This window comes from Halarchaeum salinum (assembly GCF_039520965.1).
Taxonomy (GTDB): Archaea; Halobacteriota; Halobacteria; order Halobacteriales; family Halobacteriaceae; genus Halarchaeum; species Halarchaeum salinum.
In genome coordinates this window covers 1-22,041 of the sequence record NZ_BAAABL010000020.1, presented here as the reverse complement: position 1 = coordinate 22,041, position 22,041 = coordinate 1, and the positions used below count along the sequence as shown (strand labels likewise).

Below are 22,041 nucleotides of genomic sequence, written 5' to 3'. Positions count from 1 at the left end.
GCGCAGACCGTACACGATAGGGGGATCGTCAGTCGTCTCCGGCACGTCGCACACGATTACAGCGCGCTGTTCGCACTCTGTCTCGCGAGCACGCTCGCCGTCTTTATTGGTGGCCTCATCCAGGTGAGCTTCGGGTCGTACACGATGACGCTCGTCCAGGCCTGGCAGGCAGTGTTCAACCCGAACGTGCTCTTCAACCTCGACGCGTGGCGAGCGTTCGTCTTCGGCGCACAGGTCCCCGAGATGAGCCGCGCGAGCCTCATCGTCTGGAACATCCGCCTGCCGCGGGTGTTCGTCGCGGCGTTCGTCGGGATGAACCTCGCCGTCTCGGGTGCGATCTTCCAGGCCGTCACGCGAAACGAACTCGCGAGCCCATATATCCTCGGCGTCTCGTCGGGTGCCGGGCTGACGATCCTGCTCGTCCTCGTCGTGTTCTCGGGCGTGACGATCGCGATCCCGTACGTCTTCGGGACGCTCGTGCTCGGGATCTCCTCGCTCCTCCCGGTCATCGCCGCGATCGGCGGCATCGTCGCGTTCCTCATCGTCTACTTGATCGCGTGGAAGAACGGCACGAACCCCGTCAGGCTCGTGCTCGCCGGCGTCATCGTCGGTACCGTCTTCGGCTCGCTCCAGACGGGCGTGTTCTTCTTCGCGGACAACCTCGGCGTCGTCCAGTCCGCCATCTCGTGGACGACTGGCTCGCTCACCGGGACGGACTGGGCCCAGGTGCGGATGGTGCTCCCGTGGACGATCCTCTCGATGGCGCTCGCGCTGCTCAGCGCCCGCCACCTCAACGTCCTCCTGCTCGGCGAGGAGACGGCACGCTCGCTCGGAATGGACGTCGAGAAGATCCGCTTTGCGCTCTCCGGCGTCGCGGTACTGGCGGCCGCCGCGAGCATCGCCGCCGCCGGTATCGTCGGCTTCGTCGGCCTCATCGTCCCCCACATGGTGCGCAACATCGTCGGCAGCGACTACCGGAAGCTCGTCATCGGCTGTGTGTTCGTCGGGCCGGCGCTAATGGTCGTCGCGGACGTCGGCGCGCGCCTCGCGCTGAGCCCAACGCAGATTCCGGTGGGGATCGTCACCGGCATCGTCGGCGGTCCGTACTTCCTCTACCTCATGCGCAAGAAGAAGAACATGGGGTCGATCTGATGGCGGTCGGGCTAATCGCGAGCGTGATCACGCTCGCCTCGATGTCGTCATCGCCCACCGGCTCTCGACGGTGAAGGACGCGGACACCATCGTCGTGCTGGACGGTGGCGCGTCGTCGAACGCGGGACGCACGAGAACTCCTCGCCGCGGACGGCCTCTACGCGGACCGCTGGGGCGTCTAGGCCGGCGGGATCGCTGAGCGCCTCCGCGGCGGGCCGCGACGGCCCGCCCGATCGAAGCAGTTATATATTTTTAGGCCAGCCTAAAACCATGTCCAGAGACGAACCGACACGACGGGACTACGTGAAGTACGGCGGCGCGGTCGTCGGTGGCGGCCTGTTTGCCGGCTGTACGGGCGACAGCGGCGCGAGTGGGACCACGACCGACGCGACGGCGAGCCAAGAAACGACGACCAGCACCACGACGGATTCGACGTACGAGGTGACGATGTCGCCGGTCGGCACCGTCGAGTTCGAGCAGCCTCCGGAGAGCGTCTTCACCGTCAGCCCCCATCTCGCGGGCATGGCGCTCGCACTCGGTCACGGGGACGCGGTGAACGCGATTTACGCACCCGCCTACTTCGACGGCCTCTGGAACCGGTTCCTCGAACCCCTCCCCGGTGTATCCGCCGACTGGGCGGACGTCGCAACGTCGTGGAACCCTGATAAAGAACTGCTCTACGAGCTGGATAGCGACCTCCACCTCAATGATCCGGTGTATATGGTCGCGATGATGGGGGCGTGGGAGCAAAGCGACACGACGGAGATCCGGGACAACATCGCGCCGTTCTTCGGCAATATGTACAGCAACGGGAACACGACCACGCCCGATTGGGTCGAGGACTACCGGTACTACGGTCTGTGGGAGATGTTCGAGAAAGTCGCGCGGGTCTTCCAGGAGTCGGAGCGCTACGATGCGCTCGCAACCATTCACCGGAACATGGTGTCGACCATCGAGGAGAATCTCCCGCCGGCGGACGACCGCCCGACAGTTGCGAACGTCATTCTCGCCGAAAAGGCCGTTTACGTCTACAACGTGAACGGGCCCGGGTTCTACCGTGCGCACACGCGACCGCTCGGTGCGGTCGACGCGCTGGAGGACGTCCCGGTCGATTCGTCGGTGGGCTACGAGACGCTCATCGACGCGGACCCCGACGTCATTCTCATCACCGACGGGATGGCGGAGAGCAGGGATATGGACAGCGTGCGACAGCAGCTCAACGACGGCGCGACACGGGAGATTTCCGCGGTGCAGAACGCCCGTATCTACCCCCTCGGGACGCGGCTCCAGGGCCCGCTGATGAACCTCTTCCAGACCGAGATGGCGGCGAAAGAGCTCTACCCCGAGACGTTCGGTGCGTGGCCCGACTACGACGGCGGCCCGTATCCGGAGATTCCCGAGGGCGAGCGGTTGTTCGACCGACAGCGGGTGGCGGACATCGTCATCGGGAACTGACGAACGCGTCGCTCCCGATTTCGCTTTCCTCGATCCTCGCCGCCACGCGTCGTCCGCGACACCCCAGACCCCGTGACGACTCTGTGCCGACGCCGACCCCACACAGGATTGCTAACCTATGGCAGTTCAGTTACTAATCATTGCCACAAACAACCCGGTTTGTAGCAGCTACATTAACAAGCACGCCCCGGCTACTGTCACATAATGACTCCCTCCGACACCGACGCCGGCCCCGACGGTGATCCCGGGACCGCGACGGTGACGCTTCGCCTCTCCGTTCCCGACATGGACTGCGCGTCGTGTGCCGGCAAGGTCGAGAACGGCATCGAACGCGTCTCCGGCGTGCTCGACTACGAGACGCATCCGACGACCGGCCGCGTGATCGTTACCTACGACGCCGACGCGAGCGACGAGGCGGCGGTCGTCTCTGCCATCGAGGGTGCGGGCTACGCGGTTGAGGCTATCGAGGGCGAGGACGGTGCGGCCGGGAGCGAGGGCCACGAAGATGGGGCCGCGTCGGAGAGCCACGACGACCGTTCCGGCCACTCACACGGCGACGGTGACGGCGTTTGGTCGAGCACACGCGCGAAGAAGACCGGCGTCAGTGCCGCTTTTCTCGTCGTCGGCCTGCTCGTCGAGCACCTCCTTGGCGGGCTGAACGCGGGGGTTGCGTCGGTCCTCGGCGAACCGATCCACGTCGCGGACGCCCTCTTCCTCGCCGCCGTCGCGGTCGGCGGGCAGGCCATCATCCGCAACGGCTACTACTCCGCGAAGAACCGCTCGCTCGACATCGACTTCCTGATGACCGTCGCTATCTTCGGCGCGCTCGCTGCGAGCGTCGCCTTCGGCCGCTCGCTCTACTTCGAGGCGGCGACCCTCGCGGTGCTGTTCAGCGTCGCCGAGCTCTTAGAGCGCATGTCGATGGATCGTGCCCGGAACTCGCTCCAGGAACTGATGGACCTCTCGCCGGACGAGGCGACGGTCAAACGCGACGGCGACACGGAGACGGTTCCCGTCGAGGATGTGGCGGTAGGCGACGTCGTCGTCGTCCGGCCTGGCGAGAAGATTCCCCGGGACGGCCGCGTCGTCGAGGGCGCGAGCGCGGTGAATCAGGCCCCGATCACGGGCGAGAGCGTTCCCGTCGACAAGACGGTGGACGACGAGGTGTACGCGGGCACCATCAACGAGGGTGGCTACCTCGAAGCCGAGGTGACGTCGGCCGCAGGCGAGGACACGCTCGCGCGCGTCGTCGAGATGATCGAGGATGCCCAGTCGAAACAGACGGAGCGCGAGCAGTTCGTCGAGCGCTTCGCCGCGTTCTACACGCCCGCAGTCGTCGCCTTCGCCGTCCTCGTCGTCATCGGGAGCCCGTTCGTCCTCGGTGCGACGTGGCCTGAGGCGGTCCTCCACGGGCTCACGCTCCTCGTGCTCGCGTGCCCCTGCGCGTTCGTCATCTCGACGCCCGTCTCCGTCGTCTCCGGGCTAACGAGCGCCGCGAAGAACGGCGTGCTCGTCAAGGGCGGCACACATTTGGAGGCCGTTGGCGACGTCGAGGCTGTCGCCTTCGACAAGACGGGGACGCTCACGAAGGGCGAACTCACCGTCACCGACGTCGTGCCGCTCGACGACAACACCGAGGCCGACGTCCTCCGGTGTGCGCGCGGCCTCGAAACGCGGAGCGAACACCCGATCGGCGACGCCATCGTCGAGCGGGCCGAGGCCGCCGACGTCCCCGAGCGCGACGTGACGGAGTTCCAGAGCCTCACGGGCAAGGGCGTTCGGGCAGACCTCGACGGGACGACGCACTACGCCGGCAACCCCGGCCTCTTCGACGAACTCGGCTTCGACCTCTCGCACGTCCACGCGGCGACCGACGGGGGCCTCGTGACGCGGACGAGTCGTGACCTCTGCGAACGTAACGACTGCCTCGATCTGCTCTCGGAGACCGTCCCGGCGCTCCAATCCGAGGGGAAGACCGTCGTGCTCGTCGGGACTGAAGACGAACTCGAAGGGCTCATCGCCGTCGCCGACGAGGTGCGCCCCGAGGCGAAACGGACCCTCGATCGACTGCGCGCGCTCGGCGTCGAGCACACCGTGATGCTCACGGGCGACAACGAGCGCACCGCGCGCGCCATCGCCGAGCAGGTCGGTCTCGACGACTACCGCGCAGAACTCCTCCCCGACGAGAAGGTCGCGGCCGTCGAGGACCTCGTCGAGACGTACGACGGCGGTGTCGCGATGGTCGGCGACGGCATCAACGACGCGCCGGCGATGGCGAGCGCAACGGTCGGCGTCGCGATGGGCGCGGCCGGCACCGACACCGCGCTCGAAACCGCGGACGTCGCGCTGATGGGTGACGACCTCTCGAAACTCCCCTACCTCTACGACCTCGCGGGGGCGACGAACGGTGTCATCCGACAGAACATCGGCGCGAGCCTCGTCGTCAAGGCCGGCCTCGCGCTCGCCGTCCCGTTCGGCGTCGTCCCCATCTGGGCGGCCGTCCTCGTCGGCGACGCGGGCATGACCGTCGGCGTCACCGCGAATGCGATGCGGCTCTCCGGTGTCGAGGCGACAATGGACGACTGAGCACACTCCGGCACGGCCGGCGACGATCCGTTTCGACTTGCCGCCAAAACTAAGGATTAGACGCATCTAATTACATTTAACAGATGCTCTCCCCCGTCTTCGGTACCGATCCCACAGTGGGGTGGCGATAGCGTGGCGCTCGTGCTCGACGCCGGCGGCATCAGCGGCCTCATCCAACAGTACGAGGCGCTCGGGCCGTTCGTCGCGTCGCTCGTCACGAACTTCCTCGCGACCTTCGGCGACAAGGGACAACTCGCCGTTATCACGCTCGCGACGATCTACGACACGAAACGCGTCTTCGCCGGCGCAATCACGGCGTTCGCGATCTGGAACGTGATCGAGGTGTCGGTCGGTACGGCCGTCCTCGGCGTGCTCCCCGCAGGCGTCACCCCGATCTTCACCGGCGGACTATTCGTCCTCGTCGGCCTCTGGACGTGCTTCCAGGCCTACTCGCTCTACACGAGCACTGAGGGGCGCGCCGGGGCAACCGATGCCTTTGAGGGGATCCTTCCGGACGGCGTCTACGAGCGCATCCAGGGCTCAAGCGCGTTTGTCGTCGCGTTCGTCGCCATCGCCGTCGCCGAGTTTGGTGATAAGACCCAGCTCCTCACGATCAACCTCGCCGCCACCTTCCCGAACGCGCCGCTCGCCGTCATCGCCGGCGCGTGGCTCGGGCTCGCCATCCGCACCGGCATCGACGCGTTCATCGGGCAGGCCGCCGAGCAGTTCCTCCCGATGGCGCTCATCCAGGCCGCCGGGGCCGCGGTCTTCGTCGCCGTCGGGCTCTTCCAGTGGGGCCTCCTCGCCGGCTCAACCGTCGTCGTCATCGCCGCCGCCGCAGTTGCCTTCGCCGTTGGTGGTGCGATCTACCGACGTGTCACCGAACCGCAGGCGAACTGACGCGTGAGCCCGGATAACCCGAGAACGCGAACGTCAGTCGAATTTGGGCCTTACGTCCACGATAATTCGGTCAGCGCTTCTCGGGATCCCGTGTCTTCACTGCGGTATGACCGACTTAGACGACACGTTCGGCGACCAGGGACCGACGCGACGACAGGCGATCTCCCTCATCGGGCTCTCCGCGGTAACGTCCTCGCGGGCTGTTCGTCGTCGAACGATAGCGAAACGACGACGAGATCGACGGCGAGCGGGCAGTTTCGCGGACATCAAGAAATCGACCGATGAGGACATCGTCGCGCTCGCCGACGCGCTGAGCACGTTCCGCGCCTCGCTCTCCGACGGCGTCCTCGACGAGGTGACGTACAAGGTCGGCGACGACGAACAGTTCTCGTGGTCGAACCTCCCGGCGAACACCGACGCCCGTGGCGGCGTCATGTTCACCGACCTCACCTGCATTGCGGTGCGCCCCTCTTCGACGAGCGACCGCAGAGAGCGAGTAGGGAGGGGATACAGCGTTCCGCTACCAGTCGAGGCTGCCGCCGGACTGGTACTCCGTGACCTGCGTCTCGAAGAAGTTCTTCTCCTTGTTCAGGTCGACCTGCTCGCTCATCCACGGGAAGGGGTTGGACGTCCCGTACTCCTCGTCCATGTCGAGTTGGCCGAGGCGACGGTCGGCGACGTACTCGACGTACGCCGCGAACTGCTCGGGGCTCATGCCGAACACCTCGTCCGGACAGGCCTCGTGGGCGTAGATCTGTTCGAGGTCGACGGCCTCGGTGATCATCTCGCGGACCTCCGCCTCGAAGGCGTCCGTCCAGACGCCGGGATGCTCTTCGCGGATCTGCCCGATGAGGTCGACGCCGAAGCCGACGTGGAGGGACTCATCACGCAGGATGTACTCGAACTGCTGGCCGACGCCGACCATCTTGTTCTGCCGCTTCAGCCCGAGCATCATCGCGAACCCGGCGTAGAAGAAGAGTCCTTCCATGACGACGTAGAAGCCGACGAGGTCGCGTAGGAGTTCACGAACGTCGTCCTCCGTGTCGAGGGAGAAGTCGGGGTCGTCGACGGCGCGCGTCAACTTGACGACGAACTCGTCTTTCTGCTGGATCGCGGGGATGCGTTCGTACATCCCGTAGAGGTAGTCGGGCTCGAAGCCGAGGCTGTCACAGCAGTAGATGAAGGTGTCCGTGTGGATCGCCTCCTCGTAGGCCTGCCGAAGGAGGTACTGACGACATTCGGGGGCCGTCACGTACTCGTAGAGGGCGAGCACGAGGTTGTTCGCGGTGAGCGATTCGGCGGTCGAGAAGAACCCGAGGTTCCACTCGACGAGGCGGCGCTCGGCGTCGGAGAGCTCGTCGCCCTGCCACTGGGCGACGTCGTCCTGCATCGGGATCTCCGCCGGCACCCAGTTGTTGTTCACGCCCGCCTCGTAGTACTCGCGCGCCCAGTCGTAGTCGATGGGCAGGATTTTGTTCGGGTCGTGTTCGTCGCGGTCGATGTTGAGAACAGGCATTATATTCTATTGACAGGCGTCGCAGGTCGGGTCCTCGACGGCGCAGAGGTCCGTCTCGTCGGTGTCGCCGGCACGTCCCCCGTCCGTCGCGGCCTCCGCGTCGTCGTCGCCGCGGTGTTGCGTCTTCCCGTACTCGTCCATGTCGAGGGTGGACTTCTCGATCTGGCTCGCACCGAGGGTACGCAGGTAGTAGGTCGTCTTCACGCCCATCTCCCACGCGCGCGTGTAGACGTCGTCGAGCAGGCTCCCGTCGGTGCTCGGGAAGAAGACGTTGTGCGAGACGGACTGATCGATCCACGTCCCGCGGTAGGCGGTGAGGTCGAGTTGGTGACGCGGGTCGATCTCGAACGCGCCCCGGTAGAGCTCCTTCAGGTCGTCCGGGACCGCCTCGAGCTCCTGGATCGAGCCGTCGTGGTACTTGATCCGATCGCGGATCTCCTCGGTCCAGAGGCCCTCCGCCTTCAGGTCCTCGACGAGCCGGTCGTTGATCACGGTGAAGTCGCCGCTCATGTTCGACTTCACGTAGAGGTTCGAGTAGATCGGCTCGATGGAGGGCGACGTGCCGTTGATCGTGGAGACGGTCGCCGTCGGCGCGATCGCCATCGTGTTCGAGTTGCGCATCCCGTGCTCCGCGATGGCCTCACGAACGACGAACCAGTCCATCGTCTCTTCTCTGTCCGTGGGGATCTCGCGGCCGCGTTCTTCTTCCAGCAGATCGACGGTGTCCTGCGGGAGAATCCCGCGATCCCACTTCGACCCCTCGTAGGAGTCGTACGCGCCGCGCTCGCCGGCGAGCCGTGCGGAGTTGAGGATCGCGTGGTAGGAGACGAACTCCTGCCAGCGATTCGCCTTCTCGATTGCCTCGTCGCCGTTCATCGGGATTCCACATTCCATCAGCGCGGCGTGGAAGCCCATCGATCCGAGGCCGATCGGCCGGTGGCGCATGTTCGAGCGCTCGGCCTTCTCCGTGGGATAGAAGCAGAGATCGACGACGTTGTCGAGCATCCGCATCGCCGTCTCGATGGTGTCGGCGAGGCGCTCGCGATCGAGTTCGCCCGCGGTCTCATCGACGTGCGTCTCGTAGTTGACGCTCCCGAGGTTGCAGACGGCGGTCTCTTCTTGGCTCGTGTTGAGCGTGATCTCCGTACAGAGGTTCGAGGAGTGGATCGTCCCCGCGTGGTCCTGCGGCGAGCGGACGTTACAGGGGTCCTTGAACGTGATCCACGGATGTCCAGTCTCGAAGAGGCGAGTGAGGGTCTTGCGCCAGAGGTCGGCGGCCTCGACGACCTCGTACTCGTCGATCTCGCCGTTCTGTGCGGCCTCCTCGTAGGCCTCGTAGTGCTCGCGGAACTCCTCGCCGTAGGTCTCGTGGAGCTCCGGCACCTCGTCGGGGCTGAAGAGCGTCCATTCCTCATCTGCCTGGACACGCTCCATGAAGAGGTCGGGCACCCACGCGGCGGTGTTCATGTCGGGGGTGCGCCGGCGCTCGTCGCCCGTGTTGCGCTTGAGGTCGAGGAAGTCGGGATAGTCGGCGTGCCACGCGGCGAGATAAGCGGCGGCTGCGCCGCGTCGCTTTCCGGAGCGATTGATCGCGCCGGTCACGTCGTTCGAGATGCGGAGGAACGGGACCGTGCCGGTGGACTCGACGCCCGTGGAGGAGATGCGTGCGCCGGCGGCGCGAACGTTCGTCCAGTCGTTGCCGAGCCCGCCCGACCACTTCGAAAGCGTCGCGTGTTCCTTGTACGCGTCGAAGATCCCTTCGAGGTCGTCGGAGACGGTCGTGAGGTAGCAGGAGGAGAGCTGCGGGTGCGTCGTACCCGCGTGGAAGAGCGTCGGCGAGGAGGGCGTAAATTCGAGCTTTGAGAGGACGTCGTAGAACTCCTCGGCGCGCTCGTTGGGTTCGTCCTCCTCGAGGGCGAGGCCCATCGCGACGCGCATCCAGAAGGCCTGGGGGAGCTCCATGCGCTCGTCGTCGGCGGTCTTGAGGAAGTAGCGCTGATAGAGCGTGTCGAGCGCCATGTACTCGAACTTCTCGTCGCGATCCGGTTCGAGGGAGTCGGCGAGCCGTTCGAGGTCGAAGCGCTCGGTCATGCGTTCGTCGAGGATGTCGCGCTCGACCATCGCGGCGACGTTCTCGCGGAACGTCTCGCGATACAGGCGGTCGCGTTCGAAGCCGGTGCAGTCCTTGCCGGCGACCTCGCGGAAGTACTTCTGGAGGAACACTTCCGCGGCGGCGCGCTTGTAGGCGGGGTCGCGTTCGATGCGCGCGGTCAGCGCGTCGATGACGGCCTCGTAGACCTCCTCGGTCGGCGCGCCGTCGTAGAGGGCGTGGTCGGCTTCATCGACGAGGTCGGTGAACGTTTCGTCCGTCAGTACGTCCCCGTCGCCCTCGTCGTCGAGACGCGAGCGGGCGCGTTCGAGGACGTCGTGGACGGTGTCTCGTGGATCGGCGTGTGGTTGTGTCTGACTCATCGTGATGTGGTGACCACCGCTCGACAGCGTCGCCACTCTCCGGGTGTGACGCCGATCGAACGGGGATGTCTCTGTCCGGCGGGACGGCCGCCCGCGGCATGTTCGGGCCGCCTCCGGCGGTACTACGTGTTGCTCTCTACGAGCGAATAAAGGTTTGCAACTGACGTTGTAGAACTACAAACGAGGTTTAACTACTCCGTCGTGCGGTCGTTCAGCCACGCACGGCGGCGTTCGAGGGTCGTCCGCGCGAACGCCGTGAGTCGGTACTCGTTGGCGCGCCCCTCTCCGTCTCGCTTGTCGATAAATCCCGCCTCGACGAGCCGATCGAGGTTCGCGTAGACGTGGCTGTGGTTGACGGTCTCCCCGTAATACTCCTCTATGTGCGTCTCGACGTCGAGGCCGTTGCACGGCTGGTGCTCGTAGAGCCGCCAGAGGAGGTCGCGTTGAAACCCGGAGAGGTTCGTCATCGCCGTGTCGTGCTCGCGGCCGCCCGGTAGCGACCGACGCTGGGTGGTGTCGTCAGATGGCATTGGTGTAGGGGCCGGCCGAGGCCGGCGTCAAACGGACTGTCGGCGGCCGAACGGATCAATCTTGCAGTGGATCACATCGGCCGACCCGCCCGGCCGAGCAGCACGCTAATGTACGAGGGTGGAATACCGACGCACGTATCGTGACGATCGCCGAATTATTGAAATAAACTATGACTGGACACACGCCGAATCGACGATCGAACACCGATAACGACCGATACGGACATCTCATCGAACACATCCAGGACGCGGTCGTCGAATTCGAGCTTGTCGATGGGGTCCCGGTCGTCGTCGACGTCAACAGGGCGTTCACCGAGACATTCGGCTACGACGCCGACGCGGCGATGGGAGAAGTGCTGAACGAGCTGATCGTCCCGGTGGGGCTCCGTGAGGAAGCCCAGACGCTCGACAGTCGCACGTCCTCCGGCGAGATCAACTACCGGCGCGTGAAACGCGAGACGGCCGACGGCCTCCGGGAGTTTCTCTATCGCGGTATCCCGTATGCCGACGACCGGGTGGGCGACGGTGGGTTCGCTGTCTACACGGACCTCACGGGGATCGTGCAGAACGAGCGCCGCGCTCGCGTGATGAACCGCGTCCTCCGGCACAACCTGCGGAACAAGGCGAACCTTATCGTCGCACACACGACGCAGTTGCTCGCTGCGTTCGAGGAGCAGTCCGCGGACCGGACGGCCGCCGCGGCGACGGTCGAACGGGCGGCGAACGATCTCCAGCAGTTGACCGAGGAGGCAGGCGAGATCAACCGCGTGTTGAACGCCGCCGAGGGGACGGAGACCGTCGACTGCGTCCCGACCATCCGCCGGGTCGTCGCGACTCACCGACAGGAGTCGCCGGACGCGGTCGTCGAAACCGACCTTCCGGCCTCGCTCGACGTGCGTGCCAACCGCCACCTCGACGTCGCGCTCGACAGCCTCGTCGACAACGCGATCCGGCACAACCCGGCCGCGGAACCGCGCGTTCGCGTCTGCGCCGCCGCCGAGGCGGAGGGGTGGGCGACCATCCACGTCGAGGACGATGGCCCGTCGATCCCGGCCGCGGAACGCGACGTCGTCACCGGCGAGGCGGAGATCACGCCGACACGCCACGGGAGCGGGCTCGGGCTGTGGCTCGTCAAGTGGACCGTCGAGACGTTCGGCGGCGAACTCTCCTTCAGTGAGAGCGACCTCGGCGGTAACGACGTCCGAATCCGGCTCCCGCGCCCCTAATCGCCGAGCTGTTCGTCGAGCGCGTCGGCGAGCGCGTCGACGCCGCCGGGCCCCTTCTGGACGAACGCGGCGGCCCCCGCATCCGTCGCCGCGTCGGCCGTTTCGGGGTCGCCGATGCCCGTGAAAAAGACGACCGGCACGTCGGGTTGGGACGAGATCGCCTCATCCAGGAGGGAGAGCGGGTCCTCACCGGGAATGCGGTAGTCGAGAACGAGGCAGTCCACGTCGTTCGCCTTGAGCTGTTCGAGGGCCCGCTCGCCGTTATCGGTCGTCTCGACGGCGTAGTCGAACCGCGAGCGCAATCGGTGGCCGACGAGGTTGGTGCACGCCGGATCGTCGTCGACGTAGACGATCGAACGGGAGGCCATACGTTGTTGACACGTACCAGTGGCTTGGGCGTTCCGGCCGGTACCAGAGGGTACTGCCGCAATCACGCACGCACATGCGTTCTCACCCATATTTAACGGAGGCTTTTGCCCCTTTTGCGTTCCACCGGTGAACGCTGACCGCACGCGCAACCCTTTATGTACGACGGCGTATGAGCATGATACAACGATGTCAGCGGATTTCCCCGACTATCTCGACGTCGACTACACAGACGGCGAGGGTGAGGACCCCGAGGACTACCCGAACCTCGAAGACAAGATCGAGAAAGCCATCGAGGTCGTCCGAACCGGCCTCGAGGAGTACGAGAATCCCGCGATCATGTGGACCGGCGGGAAGGACTCGACGCTCACGCTCTACTTCGTGAAGGAGGTCGCCGAGGAGTACGGCTACGAGATGCCGCCGGCGATCTTCATCGACCACTACCAGCATTTCGACGACCTGCTCGACTTCGCCGATCGGTGGGCGGACGAGTGGGACTTCGAGCTCATCTACGCCCGCAACGAGGACGTCGGGGAGTACGTCGAGACCAACGACCTCGAACCCGGTGACGACATCGACATCTCGGCGCTCTCCGAGCACAATCAGCACCACGTTCGGGACATCCTCGAGTACGAGGAGGACACCTTCCCGTTCCTGCTGGACACCTATGTCGGCAACCACCTGCTGAAGACCGTCGCGCTCAACGACGCGCTCAAGGAGTACGACGTCGACGGGATCTTCTCGGGGATTCGCTGGGACGAACAGGAGGCCCGCGCCGACGAGACGTTCTTCAGCCCGCGTCACGACCCGGACATCTACCCGCCCCACGACCGCATCCAGCCGATCCTCCAGTTCGACGAGGCCGCCGTCTGGGACGCCTTCTGGCACTACGTCGTCCCCGAGAGCGTTCCGGACTACCCCGACGAGGGCTACGTGCCCCAGGCCTACGACGACCTCCCCGAGGGCATCAGCCATGACGACATTCCGGTCAGCCCGAAGTACTTCAAGGGCTTCCGCTCGCTCGGCTCCGAGGTCTCGACGGACAAGGCCGCTGAGGACCCCGCGTGGCTCCAGGACCTCGACAACACCACCGAGCGCGCCGGCCGCGCCCAGGACAAGGAGGACCTCATGGAGCGCCTCCGCGACCTGGGCTACATGTAACGCACGGCGATACCTCCCCGTTTCCCCTCTTCATTTCGATGACCCGAACACACACGAGCGAGCGCACGCTCCCCGCCGGTATCGGCCGCCCGGACGTGATCCTGGGCGTCATTACCGCCCTCCTCGTCATCGCCGTCGTGGCGACCGTCGCCGCGCCGTACGCAGCGATGCCGACGCTCGCCGCCGGCTGTCTCGGCTGTCTCGGCGTCATCGGTGAGGCGCTGTTCGTCAACCCGCCCGTTGAGGGCTAGCGATTCGTCGAGAAGCGCGCCGGCACGCCACCGATGAACAGCGCGCCGGTGAGACACGCTAATACGAGCGCGCCCCCGGCGATTGCATGCCCGCCGTACGGTCCCGGATACGTCCCGAAGAACGCGCCGACCATCAGCGCCGCCGTCGCGACGATGAGGGCGAGCCAGCAGACGGCGGCGGCGACGGCCCGGACGATGAAGTCGCGACGGAACACGACCGATCCGTTCGCGGCCGCGCGACAAAAACCGGCCGGTCCTGACGCCGAACCCTTTTGCGGCCACACGACCTATGAACCATCCGTATCAGGGTGTCACGCATGGATCGGGGTGCCAGTAGCGTCGTCGGGACGATCCTCATGACCGGCATCGTCATCACCGCGATGACAGTAGCCGGTGTCGCCATGTTGGATCGAACGTACGGCGGCGCGGAGCGCGCCCCCGTCGGCGCGGTGGACGTCACGACGCACGACGGAACCGTCGCCGTCACCTACTGCGGCGGCGAGCCGCTCGCCAGTGACGGCCTCGTCGTCGTGCTTCGCGGAGCGGACGAGACGCGACGCGTCGGGTTTTCCGAGGGCGAATGGGCGACTGGTGGGGGTGCCACCGGATCGTTCTCGCCGGGGATGACGTGGCGATTCGAGAACGCGACTGTCGGTGCGCTCGCTGAAGATGACGTCGCCGTCGTCCACAGACCGTCGAACAGCGTCCTCGACACGACGAAGTGCGGCGGCCCGGAGACGACGCCCGCGACGAGTACATCCACGACATCGACGACTACGACCACGACTACCACGACTACGACGAGCACGCCGACGACCACAACGTCAACGACCGGCGATGACTCGACGCCGACCGTGTTCCTTGACGTCACACTCGTTGACAAGAGCGGGCCGAACGACCGGGCTGCGTACGACGTGCAGTACGCGCTCAACGCCTCGGAGGCCGCGCGTACGGCGAACGTCTCCGTGACGATCCGGGACGAGACGACTGACGACATCCAGAGCTACACGGACCTCGCGGCGACGGCCGGGACGCATCGCGTCTCGTACGACAGCGGGGGCGCGACCGGCGATCCGTACGCGATCACCGTCCGCGCGTACGACGCGAGTGGCGGAGTGATCGGCACCTCCACCGTCACCGACGTCGCGGACGGTATCGACTCGGACGGAAACGGGACGGTCGAACGCACGGGCGAGCCGCTTCGGAACATTACGCTCGTCGACCGCACCGGGCCGGACGACGGCGCGGCGTACACGGTCGGGTACGAGGCGGCGGACGCGGTCGCGAACGTGACGGTCGCGCTGATGTCGACCGCGAATGAGTCACGGGTGAGCCAAACCGCGACGCTGTCAGCGACGAACGGTTGCGTCACGTATCACCGGTCCGATAGCGCTGGTTCTGGAAATCGCTACGTGATCTCGCTCGCCGCGCGGAACACGAGCGGGAGCGTGATCGACGAGTACGTTCTGCAGGACGTCGCGGACGGCCGCGACACGCGCGACGGCTTCGACCCCGCAGAGCGCGACGCAGTCCAATCCGTCACACTCGTCGACCGGAGCACACAGAGCGGCGGGACACAGTACACTGTCTCGTACGAAACCGGCGGGCCCGCGGTTGACCGGGTCGCCGTCGCGTTCGTGGACCACGAAAAGGGATCGGCATCCGAGACCCGCATATATCCGGGGAGCGGGAGCGCGACGTACGAGAAGTACACATACGGTGACAACTACACGATCGTCGTGGCGGCGCTCGACGCAGATGGGCGCGTACTCGACGTCCAGACGCTCACCGACATCGCGGATGGCGAGGACGGACGCGATCTCGGCGAGGTCTCGCGGCCCGGGAAGCCGATCCGCCACCTCAGCGTGGACGACCAGTCTGGCGGCCACTACGTTGTTGAGGCGACTGCTGGATCGACCGCGGATCGCATCGAGGCGATGGTAATGCAGAACGGGAGCGTCGCGAAGAGTTGGGCGAACGCGACGGACGGATTCGACTACTACGGATCCGGCGGTAAGCGGTACGCCTTCACGTTCCTCGCGTACGACGCGGACGGAAACGTCGTGGATGCCTACGTTGTCACGGATGTCGCAAACGGTCGCGACAGCGCGGAGTCATACGACACCGACCGTGCCGTCGTCTCGCGGGTGGTGGTGACCGACAAGAGCGGGAAGCAGTCCGGGAAGAAGAGCCGCTACCGTGTCGACTACGCGTCGAACGCCTCGCGCGTCGACGTCGTCTTCCACCACCCGACTAACGCGTACTACGGGATGGAGGCGAACCTCGCGCTCGCGCCGAGCGGGCGTGCGACGTACCCGCCGTCGGGGTCGAAATACTTCACGAGCGGGGACAACTACGTGATCGTCGTCCGCGCGCTGAACGACGATGGTGAGGTGGTCGACGTCGTGGCTGTCCAGGACGAGGCCGATGGCACCGATCCGCCGCCGTACACATATTGACCCGCCTCAGTCGCCGTCCGGAATGCCCTCGATGTCGCCGCCGTCGTCCTCGACGACGAACTGGCCGGCGGCGCGTTGCGCGCTGTTGACGAGCGTTACGCGGAGGACGTAGGCCGCGACGAGGACGAACGGCGCAAACGCGATGGCTTCGACGCCGACGACGAGCAAGTTGCTGTCCGGCAGGTCGTTGAGGAAATGCATGAACGCCGCGACGATCGCGGCGGTCGGGACGGCGGTGAGCACGAGATCGCGCGAGAGGTTCGCGAGGTCGCGACGGGTGTAGAGCGTCTTGAAGTATTCGCGGGCGGTCGCAGCGTACTGGAGGAGGCGCAGCATCTCGTCGATGCGCTCCGCGGTCGCGTCGTCGAGTTCGTCGCTGTGTGCGACGCGGATCGCGCGGAGGTCGTGGATCTGTCTGTCGTGGTCGTAGTCGATGGTCGCGAGCACGACGTCGAGGGTGTCCTCGGCGTCCTCGAGCCCGCGGTTCATCTCGCCCGTCTCCTCGGCGAGGGTCTCGACGTAGCCGTCGAGGTCCTCGCGCAACTCGAAATCCGCGGCACCGAGTTCGTCTTCGAGGCGCTGGGCGCGTTCGAGGATGCTTCCGGAGAGGAGTCGGAGGAGCGCTTCGGGCTCGGCGGGGACGTGCTCGGTGTCGACGACGTTCTCCAGCTGGCGGCGGTATTGGACGACGCTCTGTACGCGGCCGAACTGCTGAGCGAGCGGGTGTTGCTGTTGGGAGACGAACAGCGTGTTGACGGTGACGACGATGCTGAAGAGGAAGAACGTCCCGCTGAGGAGCGCAGAGACGAGTGATACCGTCGGGCTGGAGTCGGCGAGCGGGTTCTTCGGCGTCGGGAGGAGGGAGCCCGCGACGGGCCCGAACAGGGTGAACCCGACGGCGAGGACGGCGGTCGTGAGGATCCGCCGGTCGGCGGTGAACGCCACCCACCGATACCAGTCGCGTCGCCATCGTTCGATTCCGTCGGTCATCGATCCGGCGAACGGGCCGCGCCGCTAAAAGCGATGCGGGCTACCGGAACGGATAGGTCGCTGGCGCGACCGTGAGACGGCGTGCCCTCAATCGACACCTCCGACTCCCGCGACGCCGCCCCCGACCCGCCGGACGCCGCTTTCGATGCCGCCGACCCACCCGACGCTTTCGACACGAAACGCGGTACCGCCCGCTTTGAGGACGGGACCTTCGTCGTCGAGGACTCCGTCTCTGGCTACGCTCGCTCGCTCTATCGAGGCTACTGGCGAAGCGACGCGTGGTGGCGCAAGGCGATCTTCGTCGGCTACGTCTTCTGGCTTGTCGTCGCGATCGGCTGGTCGATGCAGTTGCTCGGTCGCCTCGTCCAGCGTGACGCCGATCCGATCTGGGCCGCCGGCGGCGCGGGCGTCGTCGCCGCGCTCCTCCTCGCACTCTGGCTCGTGAACTACCTCCGTGGCTACCGCTCACCTGACCGGATCGCGCTCGCCGAGATCGAGTCGGTGTCGGCGACGCGGGGCGAAACGGGCCTGACGCGTCCGCGCCTCGTGCTCACCTACCGCGACGGTGAGGCGACCCGCAAACGCCGCGTGAACCTCCCCTCACTCTCCATGCCGGACGGTGACGAGACGTACGAGCGTGCCGTCGCGGCGTTCGCCGAACGCGGGTTCGACGTTGACCGTTGAGGGTATCGGGGAAAGCTGCGGTCCTCAGAGCGCGACGAAGACGACCGTCGTGACGAGCGCGGCGACGACGACGGAGATGGCAGTGATCCGAACGGCGTACTTCTGGTCGGCGGCCCGAGCGTCGGGGTCGGAGACAGTACCCCGCTCGCCGGCGTCCTCAAAGCTGTATCGGCCGACGAGGGCGAGAAACGCGCAGAAGGACTTCGACGCTTGGAGATACCACTCGGTGGCGAGCGCGAGCGGAACGAAGAGCGCTGGGACGAGCTCGTGCGGCACGACGCCGATCGCGACACTGAGGACGAACGCGCCCGCGACGACGAGGGCAGCCGCGGCGTACGTGTACCGACGACGGCGCTCGCGCTCGCCGATGTTGCACACGCCGGCTCGATAGGTGGACTGAGACGTTGCCACGCCGGTTCGGACGGTCGGCGAGCGCCTAAAGGATCGGATCGACCACACTCCCTGCCGGTAGGTCGACCCGCCGTCGTGCGGTCTCGTGCGTGCGGCTCGCCGGCTCTCGCTGGCTCTCGTCGCTACGGACGTCCGGTCACTGGCTCGCTCCCTCGATCGGTGTCGCCCCGGTCGAGAGACGCCGTGCGCCGTAGACGCCGATCGCGCCGACGACGCAGAGCCCGGCGGCGACGACGAACGCGACGCCGAAGCTGCTGGCGGCGACCCACCCGCCGAGGAGCCCGCCGACCGCGCCCGCGACTGCGGCGAGGGCGGCATAGGTCCCGAGGATGCTGCCGCGCGCGCCTGCCGGGGCGAACCGCGAGACGATGGCCGTCCCGGCGACGGCGATGAACGCCCATGTGACGCCGACGACGAAGAGGAGCGCGCCGATCGCAGCGAGCGCGCCGAGCGTCCCCGAGAGCGCGTCCGCGCCGAGGAGCCCGACGCCCGCGACGCCGACGAACGCGGCGGCGCGGAGACCGAGTGTGCCGCTCTGTACGAGTCGCACGTCGTGGCTGCTGCTGAGGCGGCCCGCACTACCGAAGAGGAGCGTCGAGGCGGCGTTGTTCACGAGGTAGAGCGCGAACACCATCCCGGAGGAGAATCCGAGGTTCGTGTCGAGATAGAGCGGGAGCGGTGCCCAGAAGACGGAGAATCCCGTGAAGAAGCAGAACGCGGCCCCGAAGTAGAGCCAGAGCGTGGGCGGGAGGTCCGCGCCGAGTCGGCGGAGGCGTGCGAGCGAGAGCGAGCGCGTCGCCCAGAAGAGCCGGTTTGTCCCGTACGAGAACGTCGCGTCCGGCGCGTTCCGCGAGGTCCGCGAGAGGATGGCGGCGACGCGGTTCGCGCGTCGTGGACCGACTTGGCGGGCGTCATGCCGTGGGAGCGAGCGCGCGGCGAGGGCGGCGGCTGAGACACCGAAAGCCGCCGCGACGGCAAACAGCGACTCCTGTACGATCTCCGGCGTGGCGACCACCGCTACCCCGACCGTCCACACCGTCCCGAGGACGAACCCGAGCGTCGAGCCGTACCCCTGGAAGACGTTGAGGCGGGCGATCCGCTCGTTCCACTGTTGCTCCGGCGTGTCGGCAACCACGAGCATCGTGACGACGGGCGAGATCGCGGCGAGCGCGAACGCGAGGACGGCGTAGACGGCGATCACCGGCCAGACGCTGCGGAGGAACGGGAGGACGACGAGCGCGAGTGCGGCGACGCCGAGCGCGGCGACGATGACGCCACGGCGATCTCCTGTGCGGTCGGCGTAGCGGCCGGCCAGTATCGCCCCCGGTGCACCGACAAGCGACGACAGCGACGCCGACACGCCGAGCGCGCCCGGCCCACCGCCGAGGTGGACGACGTAGAGCGGGACGAGCAGCCCGGCGACGCTCGAGGCGACCGCCGAACACGACAGCGCGTAGAGCCACCGGTCCGAGGGCATGGTCGTGGCGTCGCGTGGTGTGGCCTAAACAGTTCTCACACGCGAGCGGTCGGCGGCCGTCATTTCGCCGTCGCCTCGGCTCACTCCGCCCCGTCACCGTACTCCGCCACCGATACCTCCCGACTCGTCCCGCGTCCTTCCACCCGTGCTTTTGTCGGCCGCGAGCCAACGACAGCGTATGCGACTCCTCCGAACAATCGGCGCGGCGGCGGGTGCTGTCGGCCTCGCGGCCGTCGCGGACCGCGCGCTGGGCGCGTACGCCGGCGATCTCGAACCGCCCCTCGACGGCCGCCGCGGCACGTTCCGCTGGCGCGGGATGGACGTGGCGTACACGGAAGCCGGCGACGCGTCCGACCCGACCGTCGTGCTCTTTCATGGCGTGAACGCCGCCGGATCGAGCGGCGAATACCGAACACTTTGGGACGAACTCGCCGCCGACTACCACGTCGTCGCGCCCGACTTCCCGGGCTTTGGCTGTTCGGATCGCCCGCCGATCGACTACGACGGCGACCTCTACACGGCGTTCGTCGCGGCGTTCCTCGAGCAATACGACGAGCCGGCAGTTCTCGCGGCGTCGCTCGCGGGCGGCTACGTAGCGAGTGCGCTTGCAGACGATTCGATCGACCCACGAGCACTCGTCCTCGTCTGTCCCTCGACGGGTGTGATGCCGGGACCGAACCCGTGGGCGCGCGGCGTCGTGCGCGCGCCGCTCCTCGGCGATCTCCTCGTCGACGCCGCGACCGCCCGGTACTCGATCCGTCGCTCGAACGCCGACCACGGCTACTACGACGTCGGGAACGCCGACGACGCGTGGCTCGACTACCAGTGGCGCAGCGCCCACCAGCGCGGCGCGAAACACGCGGTTGCGGCGTTCGTCGGCGGCTATCTGAACGTCGACGTCGAACTCGAAGACGCGCTTGCAGAGTTCGACGGCCCACTGACGCTCGTCTGGGGGTCCGCCGCGGAGACGACGCCGCCCGCGGAGGGCCGGGACCTCGCAGACGCCCTCGACGCCGCGTTCGTCGAGATCGACCGGACGGCGCTCGTCCCGCACGCGGAACGCCCCGACGTGTTCTTGGACATGATCGACGGCCGACTCGACGTCGACTGACGCGGGTTCGCGCGTGACTGCCACGGTCGCGCCCCGCGCTCGGCTTGTGTCGAACCGACGCACCCAAACCCCACCGCTCCCACTCTATTATCAATGGCCGACACGCCGACCGACCGGGAGCGCACGGACGTCGAGGAGGCCATCATGGAAGCGACCTACCGCGCGCTCCGCGAACAGGGGTACGCTGACCTCACGATGCGCGCCATCGCCGAGGAGTATGGGAAGACGACGGCAGCCATCCACTACCACTACGACACGAAGGACGACCTCCTCGTCGCGTTCCTCGAATACCTCCTCGATACGTTCCTCGATCACGTCCACGACGCCGCGACGGACGATCCCGAGAGCCATCTCGGTGCCCTCCTCGACGGCCTCCTCATCGAGCGCGAGGACGACTACGACCTCGTTTGCGCCCTTCTCGAAATGCGCGCGCAAGCACCCTATCACGACGCCATCCGCGAGCAACTCGTCCGAAATGACGAGTACCTCCGCGAAGTCGTTCGGTCGGTCGTCGCCGACGGCGTCGAACGCGGCGTCTTCCGTGACGACGTCGATCCCGATACCGTCGCCTCGGCGCTCATTACCATCGTGAAAGGCGCGCGCACCCGGTTCGTCGTTCTCGCCGATCCGTCCGTTCTCCACGTCGCACGCGATACCGCCGACGCGTACGTGCAGGGCGTCCTCGACGCGTAGCACGAGTGACCTCCTCCTCGCCGTAAACGGCGAGGCTTCCCACGGCACCGCCCCGCTGAGTTGGGATATTTACTGGTTGACGACCTGTCAGCATGACGGCCGATGGCGGGGTCGTTCGAAAGACGCCTCGCGTCTTTCGTGATGTCGTCAGAACGCGAAGCGTTCTGACTGCTAACCAGAAGCCGGAGACTTCTGGTGATGCCGAGAGAGCTCCGCTCTCTCGAACCACCACACCGCCGTTACTCCTATCCCCGGCAGGGGGACTCGGAGTTATCGCAACCGAGACACCACAGCGGTTCGAGAGGGTGTCTCGAACATTCTGGGCCTCGGAGTCCCCGATATTGTGCATTTAGGTGGCGGTGAAACCGCCTCGGTGTACGTCATACTACGACACGATGATACTTAAATATCCGTATGAGCGCCGCTGCGTGGCTCGTGGGGGCGTTGTCGGATTCACACCCGTCTCCAGAACGCGGAGTATTCTGGTGTGCGAACGAGACGCGAAGCGTCTCGTTAACGTTCGAAAGACGCATAGTGGTTAGGGGAAGTTATGGAGGTGGCGCCTGATACGAGAGTATGTCTGGAGATCGCCGCAAAGAGA

Annotated in this window: 19 protein-coding genes and 1 pseudogene; 12 read left to right on the top strand and 8 right to left on the bottom strand. The window is 66.4% G+C overall.

The features are described from left to right. The first annotated feature begins 66 nt into the window (after window positions 1–66). From ABDZ36_RS01535 to ABDZ36_RS01515, 5 genes and pseudogenes are all read left to right on the top strand, one after another. Entirely contained in the window at window positions 67–1,152 is a 1,086-nt protein-coding gene (locus ABDZ36_RS01535; RefSeq protein ID WP_343749183.1) for a FecCD family ABC transporter permease, read from the top strand. Between the two features lie 34 nt (window positions 1,153–1,186). Beyond that, a pseudogene (locus ABDZ36_RS01530) lies at window positions 1,187–1,334 on the top strand (ABC transporter ATP-binding protein); the annotation flags it as partial. 88 nt (window positions 1,335–1,422) lie between these two features. Continuing rightward, window positions 1,423–2,607 (top strand): ABC transporter substrate-binding protein, encoded by a 1,185-nt coding sequence (locus tag ABDZ36_RS01525; protein ID WP_211312411.1) that lies wholly within the window; start codon window positions 1,423–1,425, stop codon window positions 2,605–2,607. Window positions 2,608–2,811: 204 nt separating this feature from the next. Then, window positions 2,812–5,193 carry a heavy metal translocating P-type ATPase gene (locus tag ABDZ36_RS01520; protein WP_211312410.1) on the top strand — a complete coding sequence of 794 codons (2,382 nt, stop codon included), beginning with the start codon at window positions 2,812–2,814 and terminating at the stop codon, window positions 5,191–5,193. Window positions 5,194–5,325: 132 nt separating this feature from the next. Then, complete coding sequence (locus ABDZ36_RS01515; protein WP_211312409.1) at window positions 5,326–6,093, top strand: TMEM165/GDT1 family protein; 768 nt, start codon at window positions 5,326–5,328, stop codon at window positions 6,091–6,093. 520 nt (window positions 6,094–6,613) lie between these two features. Here the strand turns inward: ABDZ36_RS01515 and ABDZ36_RS01510 are convergent. From ABDZ36_RS01510 to ABDZ36_RS01500, 3 genes are all read right to left on the bottom strand, one after another. Continuing rightward, window positions 6,614–7,609 carry a ribonucleotide-diphosphate reductase subunit beta gene (locus ABDZ36_RS01510; RefSeq protein WP_211312408.1) on the bottom strand — a complete coding sequence of 332 codons (996 nt, stop codon included), beginning with the start codon at window positions 7,607–7,609 and terminating at the stop codon, window positions 6,614–6,616. Between the two features lie 6 nt (window positions 7,610–7,615). Further along, on the bottom strand, window positions 7,616–10,081 hold the full coding sequence (locus tag ABDZ36_RS01505) for a ribonucleoside-diphosphate reductase subunit alpha (protein ID WP_211312407.1): 2,466 nt from the start codon (window positions 10,079–10,081) through the stop codon (window positions 7,616–7,618). Between the two features lie 191 nt (window positions 10,082–10,272). Next, the gene (locus ABDZ36_RS01500) at window positions 10,273–10,611 is read right to left on the bottom strand and encodes a PadR family transcriptional regulator (RefSeq protein ID WP_211312406.1); all 339 of its coding nucleotides are present in this window, start codon (window positions 10,609–10,611) and stop codon (window positions 10,273–10,275) included. A gap of 170 nt (window positions 10,612–10,781) precedes the next feature. Here ABDZ36_RS01500 and ABDZ36_RS01495 point away from each other — a divergent pair, with 170 nt between their 5' ends. Continuing rightward, window positions 10,782–11,837 carry a PAS domain-containing sensor histidine kinase gene (locus ABDZ36_RS01495; protein WP_211312405.1) on the top strand — a complete coding sequence of 352 codons (1,056 nt, stop codon included), beginning with the start codon at window positions 10,782–10,784 and terminating at the stop codon, window positions 11,835–11,837. Here ABDZ36_RS01495 and ABDZ36_RS01490 read toward each other — a convergent pair. Then, on the bottom strand, window positions 11,834–12,205 hold the full coding sequence (locus ABDZ36_RS01490; protein WP_211312404.1) for a response regulator: 372 nt from the start codon (window positions 12,203–12,205) through the stop codon (window positions 11,834–11,836). The genes ABDZ36_RS01495 and ABDZ36_RS01490 overlap by 4 nt on opposite strands. Before the next feature lie 187 nt (window positions 12,206–12,392). On the opposite strand from ABDZ36_RS01490, the gene ABDZ36_RS01485 reads away from it, so the two are divergent. Both ABDZ36_RS01485 and ABDZ36_RS01480 read left to right on the top strand, forming a co-directional pair. Continuing rightward, a complete protein-coding gene (locus tag ABDZ36_RS01485) occupies window positions 12,393–13,364 on the top strand; it encodes a phosphoadenosine phosphosulfate reductase family protein (protein ID WP_211312403.1) in 972 nt (323 codons plus the stop codon). Between the two features lie 38 nt (window positions 13,365–13,402). Next, a complete protein-coding gene (locus ABDZ36_RS01480; RefSeq protein ID WP_211312402.1) occupies window positions 13,403–13,615 on the top strand; it encodes a DUF8015 family protein in 213 nt (70 codons plus the stop codon). Here ABDZ36_RS01480 and ABDZ36_RS01475 read toward each other — a convergent pair. Next, window positions 13,612–13,830 (bottom strand): hypothetical protein, encoded by a 219-nt coding sequence (locus ABDZ36_RS01475; protein ID WP_211312401.1) that lies wholly within the window; start codon window positions 13,828–13,830, stop codon window positions 13,612–13,614. The genes ABDZ36_RS01480 and ABDZ36_RS01475 overlap by 4 nt on opposite strands. A gap of 102 nt (window positions 13,831–13,932) precedes the next feature. Between ABDZ36_RS01475 and ABDZ36_RS01470 the strand changes: the two genes are divergently transcribed. Then, window positions 13,933–16,074, top strand: a complete 2,142-nt coding sequence (locus ABDZ36_RS01470) for a type IV pilin N-terminal domain-containing protein (RefSeq protein WP_211312400.1) — start codon at window positions 13,933–13,935, stop codon at window positions 16,072–16,074. A gap of 6 nt (window positions 16,075–16,080) precedes the next feature. On the opposite strand, the gene ABDZ36_RS01465 is transcribed toward ABDZ36_RS01470, so the two are convergent. Then, window positions 16,081–17,064, bottom strand: coding sequence for a DUF7972 family membrane protein (locus ABDZ36_RS01465; RefSeq protein WP_211312399.1), 984 nt, complete (start codon window positions 17,062–17,064; stop codon window positions 16,081–16,083). 81 nt (window positions 17,065–17,145) lie between these two features. Between ABDZ36_RS01465 and ABDZ36_RS01460 the strand changes: the two genes are divergently transcribed. Beyond that, window positions 17,146–17,748 (top strand): hypothetical protein, encoded by a 603-nt coding sequence (locus tag ABDZ36_RS01460; RefSeq protein WP_211312398.1) that lies wholly within the window; start codon window positions 17,146–17,148, stop codon window positions 17,746–17,748. 24 nt (window positions 17,749–17,772) lie between these two features. On the opposite strand, the gene ABDZ36_RS01455 is transcribed toward ABDZ36_RS01460, so the two are convergent. Both ABDZ36_RS01455 and ABDZ36_RS01450 read right to left on the bottom strand, forming a co-directional pair. Further along, complete coding sequence (locus ABDZ36_RS01455) at window positions 17,773–18,159, bottom strand: hypothetical protein (RefSeq protein WP_211312397.1); 387 nt, start codon at window positions 18,157–18,159, stop codon at window positions 17,773–17,775. Between the two features lie 136 nt (window positions 18,160–18,295). Beyond that, a complete protein-coding gene (locus tag ABDZ36_RS01450; RefSeq protein WP_211312396.1) occupies window positions 18,296–19,636 on the bottom strand; it encodes an MFS transporter in 1,341 nt (446 codons plus the stop codon). Between the two features lie 178 nt (window positions 19,637–19,814). Here ABDZ36_RS01450 and ABDZ36_RS01445 point away from each other — a divergent pair, with 178 nt between their 5' ends. After that, a complete protein-coding gene (locus ABDZ36_RS01445) occupies window positions 19,815–20,747 on the top strand; it encodes an alpha/beta fold hydrolase (RefSeq protein WP_211312395.1) in 933 nt (310 codons plus the stop codon). A 93-nt stretch (window positions 20,748–20,840) separates the two neighbouring features. Next, window positions 20,841–21,440, top strand: coding sequence for a TetR/AcrR family transcriptional regulator (locus ABDZ36_RS01440; protein ID WP_211312394.1), 600 nt, complete (start codon window positions 20,841–20,843; stop codon window positions 21,438–21,440). The last annotated feature ends 601 nt before the right edge of the window (window positions 21,441–22,041 follow it).